Origin of the sequence: Arcticibacter eurypsychrophilus (genome assembly GCF_001730525.1) — a bacterium.
Lineage (GTDB): Bacteria > Bacteroidota > Bacteroidia > Sphingobacteriales > Sphingobacteriaceae > Arcticibacter > Arcticibacter eurypsychrophilus.
This window is the reverse complement of the sequence record NZ_MDFN01000032.1, coordinates 1-18,407: the sequence shown is the minus strand read 5'-3', so window position 1 is coordinate 18,407 and position 18,407 is coordinate 1. Positions and strand designations below refer to the sequence as shown.

General features: G+C 40.9%; 14 protein-coding genes. 6 read left to right on the top strand and 8 right to left on the bottom strand.

Going from position 1 to position 18,407, the window contains the following annotated elements; all coding sequences use genetic code 11:
- Positions 1-2 precede the first annotated feature (2 nt).
- From BFL47_RS15965 to BFL47_RS15950, 4 genes are all read left to right on the top strand, one after another.
- Positions 3-2,123 carry a prolyl oligopeptidase family serine peptidase gene (locus BFL47_RS15965; protein WP_069660799.1) on the top strand — a complete coding sequence of 707 codons (2,121 nt, stop codon included), beginning with the start codon at positions 3-5 and terminating at the stop codon, positions 2,121-2,123.
- 5 nt (positions 2,124-2,128) lie between these two features.
- On the top strand, positions 2,129-3,367 hold the full coding sequence (locus BFL47_RS15960) for a sensor histidine kinase (protein WP_069660798.1): 1,239 nt from the start codon (positions 2,129-2,131) through the stop codon (positions 3,365-3,367).
- A gap of 154 nt (positions 3,368-3,521) precedes the next feature.
- Complete coding sequence (gene pdhA / locus BFL47_RS15955) at positions 3,522-4,517, top strand: pyruvate dehydrogenase (acetyl-transferring) E1 component subunit alpha (RefSeq protein ID WP_069660797.1); 996 nt, start codon at positions 3,522-3,524, stop codon at positions 4,515-4,517.
- Positions 4,518-4,550: 33 nt separating this feature from the next.
- The gene (locus tag BFL47_RS15950; RefSeq protein WP_069660796.1) at positions 4,551-6,236 is read left to right on the top strand and encodes a pyruvate dehydrogenase complex dihydrolipoamide acetyltransferase; all 1,686 of its coding nucleotides are present in this window, start codon (positions 4,551-4,553) and stop codon (positions 6,234-6,236) included.
- Positions 6,237-6,335: 99 nt separating this feature from the next.
- On the opposite strand, the gene BFL47_RS15945 is transcribed toward BFL47_RS15950, so the two are convergent.
- Genes BFL47_RS15945 through BFL47_RS15935 form a run of 3 tightly spaced genes read right to left on the bottom strand, consistent with a single transcriptional unit; the run spans position 6,336 to position 8,247 of the window.
- Positions 6,336-6,785, bottom strand: coding sequence for a pyridoxamine 5'-phosphate oxidase family protein (locus BFL47_RS15945; RefSeq protein WP_069660795.1), 450 nt, complete (start codon positions 6,783-6,785; stop codon positions 6,336-6,338).
- Entirely contained in the window at positions 6,782-7,009 is a 228-nt protein-coding gene (locus tag BFL47_RS15940; protein ID WP_069660794.1) for a ferredoxin, read from the bottom strand. The genes BFL47_RS15945 and BFL47_RS15940 overlap by 4 nt, the downstream gene beginning before the upstream one ends.
- The gene (locus tag BFL47_RS15935) at positions 7,009-8,247 is read right to left on the bottom strand and encodes a peptidase U32 family protein (RefSeq protein ID WP_069660813.1); all 1,239 of its coding nucleotides are present in this window, start codon (positions 8,245-8,247) and stop codon (positions 7,009-7,011) included. Before BFL47_RS15935 ends, BFL47_RS15940 begins: the two co-directional genes overlap by 1 nt.
- Before the next feature lie 109 nt (positions 8,248-8,356).
- On the opposite strand from BFL47_RS15935, the gene BFL47_RS15930 reads away from it, so the two are divergent.
- Positions 8,357-9,133 carry a threonine/serine exporter family protein gene (locus BFL47_RS15930; RefSeq protein WP_069660793.1) on the top strand — a complete coding sequence of 259 codons (777 nt, stop codon included), beginning with the start codon at positions 8,357-8,359 and terminating at the stop codon, positions 9,131-9,133.
- Between the two features lie 4 nt (positions 9,134-9,137).
- On the top strand, positions 9,138-9,632 hold the full coding sequence (locus BFL47_RS15925; protein ID WP_069660792.1) for a threonine/serine exporter family protein: 495 nt from the start codon (positions 9,138-9,140) through the stop codon (positions 9,630-9,632).
- 2 nt (positions 9,633-9,634) lie between these two features.
- Here BFL47_RS15925 and glgP read toward each other — a convergent pair whose 3' ends face one another.
- From glgP to BFL47_RS15900, 5 genes are all read right to left on the bottom strand, one after another.
- Positions 9,635-11,290 carry an alpha-glucan family phosphorylase gene (gene glgP, locus BFL47_RS15920; protein ID WP_069660791.1) on the bottom strand — a complete coding sequence of 552 codons (1,656 nt, stop codon included), beginning with the start codon at positions 11,288-11,290 and terminating at the stop codon, positions 9,635-9,637.
- An 89-nt stretch (positions 11,291-11,379) separates the two neighbouring features.
- On the bottom strand, positions 11,380-12,678 hold the full coding sequence (locus BFL47_RS15915; protein ID WP_069660790.1) for a class II aldolase/adducin family protein: 1,299 nt from the start codon (positions 12,676-12,678) through the stop codon (positions 11,380-11,382).
- Positions 12,679-13,022: 344 nt separating this feature from the next.
- A complete protein-coding gene (locus BFL47_RS15910; RefSeq protein WP_069660789.1) occupies positions 13,023-16,085 on the bottom strand; it encodes an efflux RND transporter permease subunit in 3,063 nt (1,020 codons plus the stop codon).
- The gene (locus tag BFL47_RS15905; protein WP_069660788.1) at positions 16,082-17,032 is read right to left on the bottom strand and encodes an efflux RND transporter periplasmic adaptor subunit; all 951 of its coding nucleotides are present in this window, start codon (positions 17,030-17,032) and stop codon (positions 16,082-16,084) included. Before BFL47_RS15905 ends, BFL47_RS15910 begins: the two co-directional genes overlap by 4 nt.
- A 3-nt stretch (positions 17,033-17,035) precedes the next feature.
- Positions 17,036-18,271 (bottom strand): TolC family protein, encoded by a 1,236-nt coding sequence (locus tag BFL47_RS15900; protein ID WP_069660787.1) that lies wholly within the window; start codon positions 18,269-18,271, stop codon positions 17,036-17,038.
- Positions 18,272-18,407: the final 136 nt, after the last annotated feature.

Below are 18,407 nucleotides of genomic sequence, written 5' to 3'. Positions count from 1 at the left end.
TCATGAATAAGCTTTTTATTTTAATCCTTGCTTCTGGAATTTCATACTCCGGATACGCACAAACGAACAGTAAAAAAATGCTCAGTTATCCAAATACCGAAAAAGACAATACGACCGACGCCTATTTCAACACACTTGTAAGTGATCCTTATCGCTGGCTTGAAAATGATAGATCAGAAGCAACTAAAGAATGGGTTAAAGAAGAAAATAAAGTCACACAGGACTATCTTTCTAAAATTAGCTTCCGCGATCTGATTAAAACACGTCTTGAAAAGCTTTGGAATTATGAACGAATAAGCGCTCCGACAAAAGAAGGGGATTATATTTACTACTCTAAAAACGACGGACTTCAAAGCCAATCTGTTGTTTACCGCCAAAAAGAAGGACAAGAACCTGAGATTTTTCTCGACCCCAATAAATTCTCTGCAGATGGAACAACCTCATTGGCTGGAATGGATTTCACTAAAGATGGCAGTCTGGCCGCTTATCAAATCTCCGAAGGAGGATCAGACTGGCGCAAAGTCATTGTTTTAAAAACCACTGATAAAAGTATTGTGGGTGATACCCTGATCGACATCAAATTCTCAGGAATTGCATGGAAAGGAAATGAAGGATTTTACTACAGCAGCTACGAAAAAGCAAAGGGCACAAGTGAACTTTCCGCAATGACCCAATACCATAAATTATACTACCATACGTTGGGTACCCCACAAATTGAGGATAAACTTATTTTTGGTGGCTCAGCAACCCCAAGACGTTATATCGGTGCAGGCCTTACTGAAGATCAACGATTCCTGATCATTACAGCCGCAAATTCTACTTCTGGAAATGAATTATACGTGCAGGATCTTAAGGATCCGGCAGGAAAAATCATCAACGTTGTAGCCAACATGACCAATGAACATCAGGTTCTCGACAACGAAGGCAACACCCTTTACGTCGAAACCAACCTGAATGCGCCAAATAATCGTGTTGTGAAAGTTGATTTCAGCAATCCTGCTCCTGAAAACTGGAAGGATATAATTCCAGAAACACAACAAGTATTAAGTGTAGGTACAGGCGGGGGTAAATTATTTGCACACTACCTCAAAGATGCAACCTCCCTGGTCATGCAATATGATATGAACGGGAAATTAGAGCGGAACATTGACCTTCCCGGAGTGGGTACAGCCTCTGGTTTTGGAAGCAAAAAGAATGAAAAGGACTTATATTTCACTTTTACTTCCTATGTATACCCTCCCACTATATTTAAATATACGATCAACTCCGGAAAGTCAGAGTTATACAAGAAACCCGGCGTTCAGTTTGATCCTTCTCTTTACGAATCCAAACAGGTATTCTATACTTCAAAGGATGGCACAAAGGTACCGATGATCATCACCTACAAAAAAGGAATTAAACTAGATGGAACCAATCCAACTATGTTGTATGGCTATGGTGGCTTCAACATCAGTTTAACCCCAGCCTTTAGTACCTCAAATATTATTCTATTGGAACAAGGTGGAATTTATGCAGTAGCCAATCTGCGTGGAGGAGGAGAATATGGCGAAAAATGGCATATTGCAGGAACGAAACTGCAGAAACAAAACGTTTTTGACGATTTTATTGCTGCTGCTCAATACCTGATCGACAACAAATATACCTCTACAGCAAAACTTGCTATCTCAGGCGGATCAAATGGCGGATTGCTGGTAGGTGCAGCCATGACACAAAGACCCGAATTATTCAAGGTTGCTTTCCCTGCCGTTGGCGTACTGGATATGCTACGTTATAACAAGTTCACAGCAGGAGCTGGATGGGGATATGATTACGGAACAGCAGAAGACTCTAAAGAGATGTTCGATTATCTAATCCATTATTCTCCATACCATGCCTTAAAACAAGGCACAGCCTATCCTGCTACCCTCATTACCACTGCCGACCATGACGACCGTGTAGTACCTGCTCATTCCTTTAAATTTGCAGCCCGGTTACAGGAATTCCACAATGGATCTAACCCTGTACTTATTCGTATTGAAACAAAAGCCGGACATGGTGCCGGAAAGTCAACCGCTCAGATAATAGCAGAACAAGCCGATAAATGGGCTTTTATGTTCTATAATATGGGTATTGCAGTAAAATAATATTCATGAATCCGTACGAACAGAAAAGACGCTGGAAATTCCTACTGCTTGCATTTGCATTTGTCATCGCATCAGCCTCCCTTTGGTATACCAACTACCTGGTGAAAAATATTGCTGTATCTGAACGTACCCGTGCGGAAGTATGGGCCATGAGTTTCAAAAAGATTATCGAGATCGAGGATATTAACGATGAATACCTGACTGTTATCTTTTCTATTCGCGATAGTCTATCCATGCCCACTATTGTAACAGATGAACGCGACAGCATTATTTACTGGAGAAGTCTGGATAGCACAAAGACGAACTTCCAGGTGGAGGAAAGTGGTAATGAATCGGCCATTTTTACTCGTAAAATACATGATCCACGCTATTTCAAAACGCAGCTTGCAGAGATGAAATCACAGCATATCCCTATTGTGATTATCAAAGAAGATGGTCAAAAGTGGTTTGTGTACTACAAAGATTCGCAGTTACTTTCGCAGCTAAGGGTCTTCCCCTATATCCAGCTGATGGTTATTGCTATCTTTCTGATGGTCGCTTATACGGTATTCAGTTCTTCTCGCCGATCAGAACAGAACCTGGTATGGGTTGGTCTTGCAAAAGAGACAGCACATCAGCTCGGTACCCCTATTTCTTCACTGATGGCATGGATTGAACTGCTCAAATCCAAATTTAATGCAGATGATGATCCATTGATCCTGGAAATGGAGAATGACGTCCAGCGTTTAGAAATGGTTGCCGACCGGTTTTCTAAAATTGGTTCCACTCCAAATCTCCATAGCCACCCAGTATTTACTGTCATCAGCACCTATGTGGATTATTTCAAAGTGCGCACCAGCAAAAAAATCAAGTTTAAGGTGAGCGGCGATCAGGAAGTAGAAGCCTTAATGAATATCCCCCTATTTGAATGGGTTATAGAAAACCTGATGAAGAATTCAGTAAACGCAATTGAAGGCGACGGAACAATAGATATCGAGGTTATTGAAAATCTGGTCAAAGAACAGGTCTTCATTGATATCACTGACAGTGGTAAAGGAATTCCCAGACTGAAGTTTGAAACAATATTCCAACCTGGTTACACCACACGAAAAAGAGGATGGGGATTAGGCCTTTCTCTGACTAAAAGAATAGTGGAAAATTATCACAGAGGTCAGATTTATGTAAAAGACTCTGAGCCAGGCATCGCGACAACAATTCGCATTGTCCTGAAAAGCAGTACCGAATACGAGCCTGCCGACGCTTAGAATTGTCTTTTAAAAATCATTAAATAGGGCGCTTTCCTCTATCACGGAATTATTACCCTAATATTTAAGGTCAAACACGTATTTTGACCTTACATTTTCTTTTTTCAGGAAACTATAATTAGATTTGCTTTCCAAAAAAAACACATTATAACAAATGAGTTCAGTAGAAATTACTAAAGACACCTACCTGTATTGGTACGAATCGATGTTGCTGATGCGCAAGTTTGAAGAGAAAACCGGACAACTGTACGGACAGCAAAAAATCAGAGGTTTTTGTCATTTATATATCGGACAGGAAGCTGTAGTAGCCGGCACCATGTCGGTTTTAAAACCTGAAGATTCCATGATTACAGCTTACCGTGATCATGCACATGCTATCGCAAAAGGAGTATCTCCAAACGCAGTAATGGCAGAGATGTATGGAAAGGCTACCGGAACCTCCAGAGGAAAGGGTGGATCAATGCATATTTTCAGTAAAGAGCATAAATTCTTTGGCGGACATGGAATTGTTGGTGGCCAAATCCCGCTTGGAGCAGGAATCGCTTTCGCAGAAATGTACAATGGCACGGACAACGTTTGTGTTTGCTATATGGGCGACGGTGCCGTCAGACAAGGTTCCTTAAATGAAACCTTCAACATGGCTATGATCTGGAACCTCCCTGTAATCTTTGTTTGCGAAAACAACGGCTATGCAATGGGTACTTCAGTAGCACGTACTACCAACATGGAAGATATCTATAAAATAGGTCTTGGCTTCGATATGCCTTGTGCTCCTGTTGACGGTATGGACCCTGTAGCTATGCACAATGCCATGGACGAAGCAGTTCAACGTGCACGTAACGGTGAAGGTCCAACTTTCCTTGAAGCACGTACTTACCGTTTCAAAGGTCACTCGATGTCTGACCCCGCAAAGTACAGAACGAAAGAAGAGCTTGAGCGTTATAAATCTAAAGACCCTATTGGTGTTGTTAAATTAGCTATCGTCGAAAACAGTTATGCTGATGATGCCTGGTTTGAAGAAATCGATAAAAAGATTAAAGCAATTGTAGAGGAATCAGTGAAATTCGCTGAAGACTCTCCATGGCCTGATCCTTCTGAAGCCTATACTGATGTATATATTCAGGAGAATTATCCATTTATAAAAGACTAGTTAATTGTCAGACAATAAAACCGTATACTAAAAATGGCTGAAGTAGTTAAAATGCCCAAAATGAGCGACACCATGACTGATGGAGTGATCGCTAAATGGCATAAAAAAGTTGGTGATAAAGTAAGCACAGGTGATCTGATTGCTGAAGTAGAAACTGACAAAGCAACAATGGATTTTGAATCTTATCAGGAAGGCACCTTATTATATATTGGCGCTGAAGAAGGTTCTACCGTTCCAATTGATGCTGTTATCGCAGTATTAGGTGAAGAAGGTGAAGATTATAAAGCTGCTCTAGCAGCCGCAGGTTCTGGCGAAAGCAAACCTGAAGCTGCTAAAGAAGATGTAAAACAAGCTGATTCAACTGCTGAAACTAATGATAAACCAGAAACAGCGACTCCAGACAATGATGCAGATCAGACTGAAGGCGAAGCTGTTGATCCTGAATCCGTAGGTGCTACCATTATTCGTATGCCTTTATTGAGCGATACTATGACAGAAGGAGTAATCGCAGAATGGAACAAAAAAGTTGGTGATGTTGTTAAAAGTGACGACAATTTAGCTGATGTCGAAACAGACAAAGCGACAATGGAAGTCACCGCTTATGCCGAAGGTATCTTGTTATACATTGGCGTTGAAAAAGGCCAGGCTGCTAAGGTAAATGATATCATTGCTATCGTTGGTAAAGAAGGTACAGATGTACAAGCTTTATTAAGAGGTGGTAAACCTAAGGCTGCTCCTGCTTCAGGAACTGCCGAAGCTGAGAAATCTGAAGCTCCTAAAGAAGAGACTGCTCCTGCAGGTTCATCTGATGCTGATGCCAGAGTAAAGGCTTCTCCTCTAGCAAAGAAAATCGCTAAGGATAAAGGAATTGACCTGAGTCAGATAAAAGGAAGTGCTGAAGGTGGTCGTATCGTAAAGAAAGACATCGAAAGTTATACTCCTGCAGCTAAAGCTCCAGAAGCTCCAGCTGTTGCCGCTCCTGCTAAAGAAGGCAAACCTGCTGCTCCTGCTCCAGTAATCCCTGTATTTGTTGGCGAAGAAAAATACACAGAGAAACCGGTTACTCAGATGAGAAAAACGATTGGCAAGAGATTGTCTGATAGTCTCTTCACTGCTCCGCATTTTTATGTGACCATGTCTATCGATATGGACAGCGCAATTACTGCCCGCGGTAAAATGAACGAATTCTCTCCTGTAAAGATTTCTTTCAATGATATCGTTCTTAAAGCTGTTGCTGTAGCCTTGAAACAACATCCTAATTTGAATTCTTCATGGAGAGGCGACAAGATTCGTTACAATGAACATATTAACATCGGTGTTGCTGTTGCAGTTGACGAAGGTCTGTTAGTTCCTGTCATTCGTTTTGCTGATGGAAAATCACTGTCTCACATCTCTGCTGAAGTAAAGGATTTTGCTCAGAAAGCGAAGAACAAAAAGCTTCAGCCATCTGATTGGGAAGGTTCTACCTTCACTATCTCTAACTTAGGCATGTTTGGTGTAGATGAGTTTACTGCCATAATTAATACACCTGATGCTTGCATCCTGGCAATAGGTGGTATCCAACAAATCCCAGTCGTTAAAAACGGTGCTGTTGTTCCAGGAAACGTAATGAAAGTAACCTTAAGCTGTGACCATCGTGTTGTTGATGGTGCTCAGGGTGCTGCGTTCTTACAGACGCTGAAATTGTTAATTGAAGAGCCTGTTCGGTTATTAGTTTAATATAGCAATAGCGAAACAACGAGTTCCGCTAACCACAAATAAAAAAAAAGCGATCAGATCAATCTGGTCGCTTTTTTTACCTAAGCTTTTTCCTTTAATTTAAGCCTTTTTCCACTCGATCTTCTTTCCGAAACCAAGCGTGTTGTCGGTGTACTTGATCCATGTCAGATCAATGCTCCACACTTCCCCACCCATAGCTAATGCAAATGGATATTTTTTATAATACGTTTTCTTTAAATCACTTAAAGCTGAGGCCGATCCCAGTACACCCTTAAATTGCAGTCCTTTTACCTTTCCTGTATGTAACTTGTCCGGCAAAACAGAACCAGCTACCCTGCTATTTATTAATCCTTGTTTAATATGCTCCGTATCTTCCGATGATTTGAAAATCAATGTGGTATGTTCTTCATTATAAGCGAAAAAACAGGTTGCACAATAAGGATCATCATCTATACTTGTTGCAATGGTTACAACAGTTTGATTCGTAATAAAATCAACAATCAGCTTATCCGGCTTTGTCAATACTAAAGGAGGTTCGGTGGTTATCATACTTGTTCTATTTTTATACAGTTAACAGGACAATGCATTGCTGCATCGACATTCGCATCATATTCGTCATCAGTTACCAGGATATTAAACATCCCTCTTTTTTCAACAGCCTGAATTAAGGTGCACTTTCCATCTTTTCGGGACATACGCCAACGGTAAGGGGCAGCCTCTACACACGCATTACAGCCAATACACTTCACTCGTTGCTGAGAGATCCGTACCATCAGCTATCTTCCATCTTATACAACTTATCCGATGGACGTATTTTATCTGCAAGCAGGATAGAGAATGCATCCCCCTTTCTGACCGTATCCTGCATTTTATCGTCTACCCGCATCTCAGTTACCGTTGTCCGGATAATTCCCGTTGTAGGCCCTGTAATCATGATCTCCGTTCCTTTGGTAAGCGAATGAGAATCCATCACGAACTCCGCTGCTCCTACTTTATCAAAGTATTTTATTCCCCTGCCGATATATATCTTTTTGCGTGTTGCTTTTGATCCATACTCATTGCTCCACTCGCCCATCTTACGGCCCAGATAATATCCGTCCCAAAAACCCCTATTAAAGACTGTTGACAATCGGGTTTTCCAATCTTCAAATAGCTCAGGTCCATAGGTGCCGTTTGCATACGAATTTATCGCCTCACGGTAACAGGAAACGACCGTATGCACATAATCAGCACTCCGTCCCCTTCCTTCAATCTTTAGAATGGTGACTTCTGCATCCAGGATCTTGTCCATAAACTCAATTGTACACAAATCCTTAGCCGACATAATATATTCATTATCCACCTCAAACTCCGTCCCATTCTCCTTCTCCGTTACAATATAACTTTTCCGGCAATTCTGAATACACGCTCCCCGGTTAGCGGAAGCATAATCAGAATGAAGACTCAGGTAACATTTACCGGATACAGCCATACACAAAGCACCATGAGCAAAAAGCTCTATCCGAACCAAATTACCTGATGGGCCCTTAATTTCCTGGCGCTTGATATCCCGGGTAATATCTGCCACCTGCATCAAACTCAGTTCACGTGCTAAAACCACTACATCCGCATAGGCGGAGTAAAACTCAATAGTGTCTATATTGGAAACATTCGCTTGAGTAGAAATATGAACAGGAAACCCAATCTTCTTTGCATAATTCAATACCGCATGATCCGCAGCGATAACAGCAGAAATCCCATTATCTTTAGCTGCATCAACAATCCTTTTCATCAGGTTGATGTCGTGATCATAAAGAATGGTATTCAGCGTTAAATAACTCTTTATATGATTCTCATTGCAAACAGAGGCTATTTTGGCGAGGTCTTCCAGCGTGAAGTTATTACTTGACCTTGCACGCATATTGAGTTGCTCAATTCCAAAATAAACAGAATCTGCTCCAGCCTGAATAGCAGCCATCAGGGACTCATATGAGCCCGCAGGTGCCATCAGTTCTATCTTATTTTGTCGCATAATACTTAAAATACAAAACTTTATATTTTTTTCGCATAAAAATATGACCTGCATCAACAATCAATCAAAAAAGAGTCCTAATTTTGCAAATCAGTCATAAAACTGTCAAATGATAGCACCCTCTCCCAAAAACAAGGAAGTTAAAGACCTTGGAAATGTCCTTCTAAACGTTGGAGCCATGTTATTAAGTTCCGGAGCTAGTACTGGTCGAACCAGAAATACCATAAGCCGCATATCGGATTCTTTTGGTTACAGCTCTGATTTGCTAATCAGTCACCGTACCATCATGCTGACCATTAGTGATAAAAGAAACGACTATTTCTTTAACAATTTAAAGCGCTCGCCCCCACATGGAGTGAATTTCAAGCTCCTCTCTGGTATCAGCAGATTGAGCTGGCAGGTAGTTGAAGAAGGTTTAACAGTGAATCAAATCAACGATCAGCTAAGCCGTTTGGCGGCATTAAAACATTACCCCCGATGGTTCACTTTACTATTTGTTGGTCTTGCCGGCATTTCTTTTTGCCGCTTGTCTGATGGTGATGCCGTAGATATGGTCACCGTATTTATAGCCACTGTATGCGGTTTATTTATACGCCAGGAGGTTCTTAAGTTGAAATTTAACCCTTATATCTGTATTTATTGTGGTGCATTTACGGCATCGCTTATTGCTGGCGGAGGGCTTAAATATGGTATGGGCTTCATTCATGAACAAGCTTTTGCCACTTCTGTATTATTCCTGATCCCAGGAGTGCCCCTTATAAATTCTTTTTCTGATATGATTGATGGAAATTTAAATAATGCTATTGTTAGGGGGCTAAATGGCTTTATAATCTCATTTGCGATAGGAATGGGCCTCTTAACGTCCATGTTAATTTATAGATTTTAACAATATGGAGATTTTTTTACTTACAGAAAAGTGTATTTGGTTCGGACTTGGAGCTGCAGGCTTTGCTGTGTTGTTTAATGTGCCGTCCAAAACCCTAATCTACATCGCATTCATGGGAGCACTAGGTGGATTCCTTAAAGTAACTTTAATGCATTTTTATGAAACCAATGTAATCATTTCAACACTTTGCGGCGCTACATTAATTGGCTTTTTAAGCGTCTATTTTGCACATAAAACACATTCTCCTCCTCCAGTATTGGCTATCCCGGCTTGCATCCCAATGATCCCCGGAAAGTTTGCCTATAAAATGGTACTTGGCTTAGTTAACCTTTCTGGAGATATTGACCACTCCACTTACACACAAGTCATGTCCGAAACTGTCAACAACGGCCTGAAAGTGGTATTTATTCTAATGAGCATTGCTGGCGGAGTAGGCATTCCCCTACTGATATCCAGGAAGGAATCATCTAAGGGAATGCGCTTTAGGAAGCGAAAATAATACTATAATCTGTTGTACATGATATCATAATATTCAGCCACCATTCTTCCTGACTCAAAAGCCGGACTCACATCACGCGCTCCATTCCTGATAATTTTAACCCAATTAATCGGATCCTTATAGTACATCGAAATAATATGCTGCTCTAAATATTCGAGTAAGCGGTTCGCTTCTATTCTATCTTTTTCTTCAGTAGACAACTGATCAGCCGCAGGCTCTACGATAAAGCTATTCACTTTATCTACTGCAAATTCAGGAATCCAGCCATCTGGAATAGATAAATTGATACTTCCGTTCATCGCAGCAGTCATGCCACTAGTACCTGAAGCTTCCCTGTACATCCTTGGATTATTTAGCCAGATATCAGAGCCTTTTTTGAGTAAAGCAGAAAGTTGAAGTTCGTACCCGGTTAATACCGTACAATTAGGGAGGGCTTTTACACGGTCAATGATACTATTAAAAAGAGAAATAGCTCCATAATCTTCAGGATAAGGCTTTCCTGCCCAGATGACCTGTACCGGAGTCTCTTTATTGCTCACTAACCGAATAAACCGATCCCAGTCGTACATCAGCATATCAGCACGCTTATATCCTGCAAAACGACGCGCCCAAACGATAGTCAGTATATTTTCATCAAACAATTTACCCGACCGGTCAGCAACCAATTTAAAAAGTTTCTTTTTCAGTTCTTTTTTACGATTGATGATCAGGTCATCATCATGTGCAGCAAACGATTTTTCCAAAATATCATCTTTCCAATACTTCTTATTTTGAGCATTCGTAATTGATGTAATATGGCATATTCCCTCGTAACTTTTCCACATATCACGGGATACTTCACCATGCAATTTCGATACCGCATTCGCCTTACCGGCAAACTTTAAAGCCGCTAACGTATAATTCAACTGATCACCCTCTAAACCCAGCAAAGAACAAACCTCATGGATCTGAAGACCACAAAAGAAAGACATATCATGGAGTATGGCATAATTATGTGACTCATTTCCTGCTGTTTCCGGAGTATGTGTCGTAAATACAACCCGTTTCTTCACTTCATCCAGATTCTTAAGCTTGGAATATAAATGAAAATTCAATGAAAGAGAATGACCTTCATTCATGTGATACATCGTATTCTCACGACCTAAAATTTCAAGTAACAATGCACCTCCGGTACCCAATAAGATAGATTGAGCAATCCGCGTAGCCTCATTTGCATCATATAAACGATTCGTAATACTCTTTGACATATCGTCATTTTCAGGAAGATCGGTACTCAGCAGGAAAAGTGGAGCCGAGCCAAAAGTCTCCGGTTCCAGCAGCCAAGCCTTTACATGTACCGGCGAATTGTGCACCATTACAGTAAATACAATACCGGTATCCTTTAAAAAAGAATATGACTTTTCTATAAAAGAAGGCTTCATCCGGGCGTTACCATCACGTTCCTGATCGTAATACCCATATTTCCAAAGTATCCCTATTCCAATTAGATTCTGCTTCAGTTCATAAGCACTTCTCAAGTGTGAACCAGCAAGAAATCCAAGACCGCCGCTATAAATTTTTAACGCCTGATCAACAGCAAATTCCATGGAGAAGTAAGAAACCGGCTTACTGTATTGAGGATCAAACTCGTAGGAGAAAATAGTGTTAGGATTAATCATAAGACCAAAATATGAATTAAAAAAAAGAAATCCCGCCTTTTTATTAAAAAGCGGGATCTACTATTTGAAAATAAAAACAACGTATTATCTTATCCGATGAATTTTTTACGGAGTTCCTCAACCTGATCATTATTAATTGGAACCATTGCGCCAAGAGTAGCACACATCACTAAAGATTTAGCACTAAACTCAGCCACTTCCAAATAATCGAAAGTTTGCAACAATTGATTTCCAGTAATGATCACACAATCATTCTTAATCATCACCGCAGGATTACTCTTACATATGATATCTGCAATCTCTGTTCTACCATTGAACTGCATACCATAATCAAGCGTATGAACGTCTTGAAGGAAGATCCAGCTCTCAGGAATGGTTCTTACATTAAACGATGCACCAGTAACAGCAAATGCCATCAGGTAGGGAGACTGAGTAAGAATAATAGAATTAATTTCCGGATGTTGTTTGTAGATCGCCTGATGAAGGTAAGTCGAGCGGCTTGGAGTTTTTCCAGCTTCGCGTTCACCATTCTTAATCTGAACAACATCTTCCGGTTTAAGGTCCCAACGTGGAACATTAGTTGGCGTAATTAAAAAATTATCACCATCATAACGGGCAGATATAGTTCCATAAGAACTGATCATTAAGCCTTGTGTACATGCACGATGAACGATATCACAAATCTCAGCACGTTTTTCACGTTCTTCAGAAGAGTGAACAGTTACTTTCATTTCTGGCAATTGCGCAGGAATCTGAGTTTCAAATGCATCAATTTCGGCATCACTTAAGTAATCAGGAGTACCTATTGCATTTCCATAAAGGATGGTCCGTGCAGAGAATTCAAATGTTTCAAATCGGTTAAAAGTATCAACCAGGTCAGATCCACCTACTACAGTGCCATGGTTTTCCATGATTACTGCATTATATCCCAATGTAAACTCACTTGCAATTTTTGCACCTAATGCTTCACTTCCCGGCAACTCATATTCGGCATAACCAACTGGTCCGCAAACATGTTTAGCTTGTGAAATAACATTCGCATTGGGTATAGTACGTGCGATACTAAAAGCAACAAGTGCTGGTGGATGCGCATGAATGATGGCCTTAAGATCAGGTCTGTTTTTATAAATAGCCCTGTGAAAAGGATACTCAGACGATGGTTTATGACACCCTTCTATGGTTCCATCCTTACGGATACAAATAATATCTGTCGGCTTTAACGAGCCTTTATCTACCGCTGAAGGTGAAATCCAGATATCTCCATTATCATCGATAATAGAAATATTTCCTCCGGAGGTAGTTGTCAAACCACGTTTGTAAATGCGTGTCATAACCATCGCTATCTGGTCACGCGGGTGCATCAAACGGGTATCTAAGACTTCATTCATGATATTTTATTATTTTTAATTATATAAGATCCTTTTTACGATTGCTTTATATCCTTCTGGTAATTTCTGAGTAGTAGAATACTCATTAAAAAGAATAATACAAAGAATAGGAATATTCCTCTATTATCAAATGACCATGGTCATATTTAAAAAAAAGAAGTTAACTGCTAAAATATTTGTAACAGAAATTCCAACTTTCCTACCGGCAGCTTTGCTCAACAAAAAACCGATTTACAAATTATTAAAAATACGCCATCGGTAGCACCAGCGGCTGGGACTATGTCACAGCATATGCCCTTGGATCAACAAAGAGCCGTTTGCTTAAGTTTGAATTTTTGATGTCGTTATAGCTTTATCTTTGACTGCTCGAATGAATGATTACGATAGAATACCCGCATCATACTCGGTAATACAATTAACAATAACGGCAAGGCCACTATAAAGCCACCTATTACCGCAACGGCTAAGGGTTGATGTAGTTGAGCTCCTGCTCCGATACCTAAAGCCAGTGGCATTAATGCAATAATTGCTCCTAATGCCGTCATTAACTTAGGACGTAAACGAGTAGATATAGAGTAGATGATGGCTTCATCAACACTACTTTCACGAGCGCTTTCTCTGAACTGCCAGAAGGTAAAAATAGCATTTTCGCCAATTATCCCGACGATCATGATCAAACCGGTATAACTCCCCACGTTTAATGGCGTATTGGTTAAGAACAGAGCAAGGAAACTTCCCGAAATACCCAATACCGCTATCACTAATATCAGCAAGGCGATGCGGAACTGGCGGAACAGGAATAAGATCACACAAAACACCAATAAACTGGCTGTAATGAGTATGGTGAGAAGTTCTTTGAAAGATTGCTGTTGCTCGGCGTAGGCACCTCCATATTCAATGTGATAACCAGGCGGCAAATGTATTTTATCCTGGATACCCTGCTGTATCTCTTTAACAGCGGTACCAAGGTCAACATTATCTAAACGAGCGCTTACAACACCTATTGATTGTAAATTTTCACGCTGCACTTCGGCATCACCCGCGCGCAGTTCTACTTTAGCTAATTGATGGATCGGCATCAATCGACCATCCGGTAAAAAGATATTCAGGCGATCAAGTCCGGTTACATTTTGGTTTCGGTTACCCGGATAAACCAAACGAATGGGCGAAAGCTGTTCCCGTTCAAAAACATTACCAACTACGTTACCATCCAAAGCAGATTGTACCTGTGTCTGCAGCATGGTTGGCGTGATATTGTATTGTGCCAGCTTAGCCTGGTCGGGTACCATAGTTACCAATGGTCCGGCTATTACTATGCCGTCGAAAGCGTCGGCAATGCCTTTTACACTGGATACTACTTCGGTTACTTGTTTTGATAATTGCTGCAATATAGCCTGATCATCACCGAATATCTTTATCTCAATAGGCTGGGCAGAGGTCATTAAATCCCCCAGCATATCGCCGATAACCTGGCCGAAATCTATCCGAAGCGCAGGTTGACTTTCTTCTATTTCGGTACGCAAGTCGCTGATTACTTCCTCGCTAGTTTTTTCATGACCTTTTTTAAGCTGGATCAGGTAATCACCAGTGTTAGGCTCAGTTATAAAAAAGCCCATTTGGGTACCCGTACGGCGCGAATAGGTGGCAACATCAGGATGTTTAATGATCAACTTTTCTATCTCACGCAACATGCGATCAGTCTCGTCAAGCGAGGTCCCCGGCGGCGAAGTATAATCCAACACAATACTGCCCTCGTCCATATCGGGCAGGAAACCTGTTTCCATTTTGCCTGGTATGATTAAAAGAACTGCGATAAATCCAATAATCAATACAATACTTATTATCGGCTTATGTATAAAGAACGATACCCAGCGTTGTTTTTTTACGTGATGCTCCTCCTCTTTTGCTTGGTTTGCATTTTTTGGCTTATCGCTCGACAGCAGCAAATAAACTACTGGCAAACCGATCCATGTGACAAGGAACGAGCATGTCAATGTCACAATCATGGTACTGGTCATCACCTGGAAGTACGCTCCAGCAATGCCACTCATCAACACAAAAGGAACAAATATTACAATGGTGCTTATAGACGACCCGATCATTGCCGGAAACAAGTAGCTGATAGCTTTTTGCACTAAGACGGACGTAGGCTCATCCGGGTGCTCCTCGTGTGTACGGTGAATTTGTTCAACTACCACAATGGCATCATCAATAATTAAACCGATAGCTGCAGCAATGGCACCCAGGGTCATGATATTGAAAGTATAACCCATAACATATAAAACGAAAAGCGTAAAGCCCAACGTAATAGGGATAGTGATCAATATAGCCGCGCTGGCTTTGAACGAGCGCAGGAAAATAATGGCCACCACAATAGCCAGAGCCAAACCTATCCACAAGCTATCGCTTACGCTTTTTACGGAATCGTTCACAAAATCGGCCTGTATGTAATAAGGCTTAATGCTTACACTTTGTGGTAATATTTTTTGCAGTGCGGCCACTTTTGTTGCCATATCGGCCGATAAAGTAACTAAATTGGCATTGGGTTGTTTGATTACCGCTATCAACACGCCATCATGCCCATTGGCGTTTATTTTGGTGTATTCGATCCCGGGATTGATCTTTACATCGGCAATGTCCTTTATCTGAACTACCCGCTTGCGGTTATTCGAAATCGCCAAATCCGAGAGCTGATCTTTGGTACTAATACTGGCATCCAAAACGGTCAGGTACAGCATCTTATAATCAGACAGGTAACCGTTTGATTTGACAAAATTGGTTTGTGACAGGGTATTGCTCAGCATATCAGGCGTGATACCCAGCGAACTCATTTTCTGAGTATTTAATATCAGCCAGTACTCTTTATCTTTACCACCGAGTACCCTTATGTCAGACACCCCGGTAACCTGCGAAAGAAAAGGCTTCACCATGTAAGTGGCTATTTGCTTCAATTCGATAGGGGATTTGTTATGGCTCTCCAGCGTGTACCCACTTACCGGCAAAATAGAGGGGTTCATTTTTTGTACTGTGATATTAGTTTCTGGCGGCAGGCTGCTTTTTATTTCGTTGATACTTGACTCTATGCGTTGCTGACTAAGGTCTATATCAGCATTCCAGTTCATATAAGCCGAGATCTCACAACTACCGCGACTAGTGGTGCTGCGTACGTATTGCAGATCAGGCACAGCTTTAACGGCCGCCTCCAGGGGTTTAGTAACCGTCACCATCATTTTATTAACTGGCTGCAAACCGGCATCGGCAATAATCTTTATTTTCGGAAAGGTAATTTCCGGGAACAAAGAGGTTTGCAGGCGCGAATAAGCAAAGCCACCGCCCAACAATATGATGAGTAAAATTAGGGTTATCGGTTTTTTATAGCTGACAAAGAAATTGTTAGACTTACTCATGGCTTAACAATTTTAACTTTTGCCGTATCGGCTAATCCATAATTTCCCGTTACCAATATGCGGTCGGATTGTGTAAAGGCTGGCGATAGGATCTCTACCTTATCACCCATCTCTATTCCTTTTTTCACAAGAGTTTTTACAGCCATGGTATCATTAATTAGTTTCATTACCCAAAATGTGGTCTGCGCTTCATCCGCAAGTACCGCCAATTTAGGCAAGGTTGTGGCGTTACTTTTGGCCGATTTGATTAGTCGCGCTTTGGCAACCAAATTTTCCGGCAAAGGCTGTAAGCTATTTACCTGAATAACCACACCTTGCGTTTGCGATAAGGAATCAACGGTAGGCATAGTGGCACTTACCCGTCCATTAAATTGGCGCCCATCGGGCAGGGTTAGTTGAATAGATTTATTAGTACCTAACAAACTAATATATTCGTAAGGTAATTGCAACAGAAATGCAAAACTGCCCTTATCGCTGATAGCGGCTAGTTGCTCGCCATCCTGTACGTAATCTCCTAATTGGTGATTTAGTTGCGTAATGTAACCGCTGTTTGATGCACGGATGTGATTAACGCCCGAGAACTTAAACGTAGTATCAAGGATGTTAATACTATTGCCAATGCTTTGCGATTCCTTAGTTTTAATGATAAAAAGTAACTGCCCTTTACTTACAAACTGCCCAGGTTTAACTTTTACTTGTGTGATATACCCAATAGCATTTGCCTTTATATAGCTTTTTTGTTGAAATACGGAAATAGCATTAAGCACAATAGAGTCGGATAAAGCACCGGTACTAATAGCAGTAACGGTCACCGGAGTTTGCGATTCAACAGCGGCTTCATCTTGCGGAGCAGCAGGAATACCGCCGCAGGCTGATAACACAGCCACAGTTATCAACAGGTTGCCGCAGCTAAACCAAGTCTTATATTTTTTTAATGCTGTATTCATTTGCTATTTGTTCCAATAGTTTAGTTGATTGATGAGTTGCAGTTGGTTGATGCCGTTCTGGGTCAACTGGTTTTTAATGGTCAGGTACCCGTTAATCGCCAACACCAAATCGGCAATACGCAGGTCGCCAGTTTGCATGAGTTGGGTATCTACCTTTATTAAAGATTCGGAATATTTAAATTGGTCTTTTATTTCGATAAGTAGTGAATCAAAACCATTAATCTGCTGTCTTAACTGGTTAATTTGCTGTGCATATTGCCGGTCGAAAAAGTTAAGGTAATTACGGCGGGTGTCTTCTTCTAACTGGAGTTTCTTATGAGCGAGTTTCTTTTGTCTGCCGTCGTATATCGGGATGGTTAAACCAAAACCGGCACTGGCGCCTAAATGCTTATAGTATTCTTTACTCAGGTCCGAATTATAACCACCATCAGCAAACAAAGTAAACTTAGGTTTATAACCATAATCCACTAAAGCGTGACTGTTTTGCAGGCGCATGCTATCTATCTTAAACTGCCTGAAGAAAATGCTGTTTTGTTTATCAAACACTATAACCCTTGGCAAATCTGGTTTGCCAAGAGTTATAGTGGCAGTATCTGCTATTCCGGCAAGGTAATTTAAGGTGGCCAGGTCTGTTTTATATTGCAGTTTTAGTTGTGATAACTGCAACTGCGCCTGTTTCAGCGTCACTAAAAAGGTAAGATAATCGCTTTGTTTATAAACGTTATTGCGGGTCAGTTTCTTTAGTACATCTTCTTCCTTGGCAAGAATGTCGACTAATTCCTGGTTGAAGTTTTGCTGCTCGAGACTACCATAGGCAGTGATATATTGAGCAGTGATAGTTTTACGCAGATCCTGCTCAGATAACTTAACAGCGTTGCGTAGCGAGTCACGCTGGAAAAACAGGCTGTATAATTGGGCGTTCAAATAGCTTTTACTTATAAAAGTTTTGTTTACGCTTACCTGCGCATTAAGCGATTGACCGTTACTAATTGCGGTGGAATAACCAATGCCATGAATTACCGGTGCATATAACCCACCAGCTATACCGCTTACTTGCGGTTTAAACCCTGCCTGTAAGCGTACGCTGTCGATTTGAGCTGATAGCACCTGGTTATTCAAATCCTTGGTTAAGGGGCTGTTACTAATGGCTACTTGCAAGTATTCGTCTAAATTGTGTTGCTGAGCATTTGCATCCGGAAAAATTAAAATTAGAATAAGAAAGCAAAACAAATATCGCATATGGCTAAATTACAGGCTAATTCTGTACAAAAATTGGATTAGTTAATGTGAATACTGCTTAACATACAAATTGTTTCCAGTATTGGCGCTAATCTTTATTTAGATTCACTGCTGTCCGATAAAAATTAAACTCATT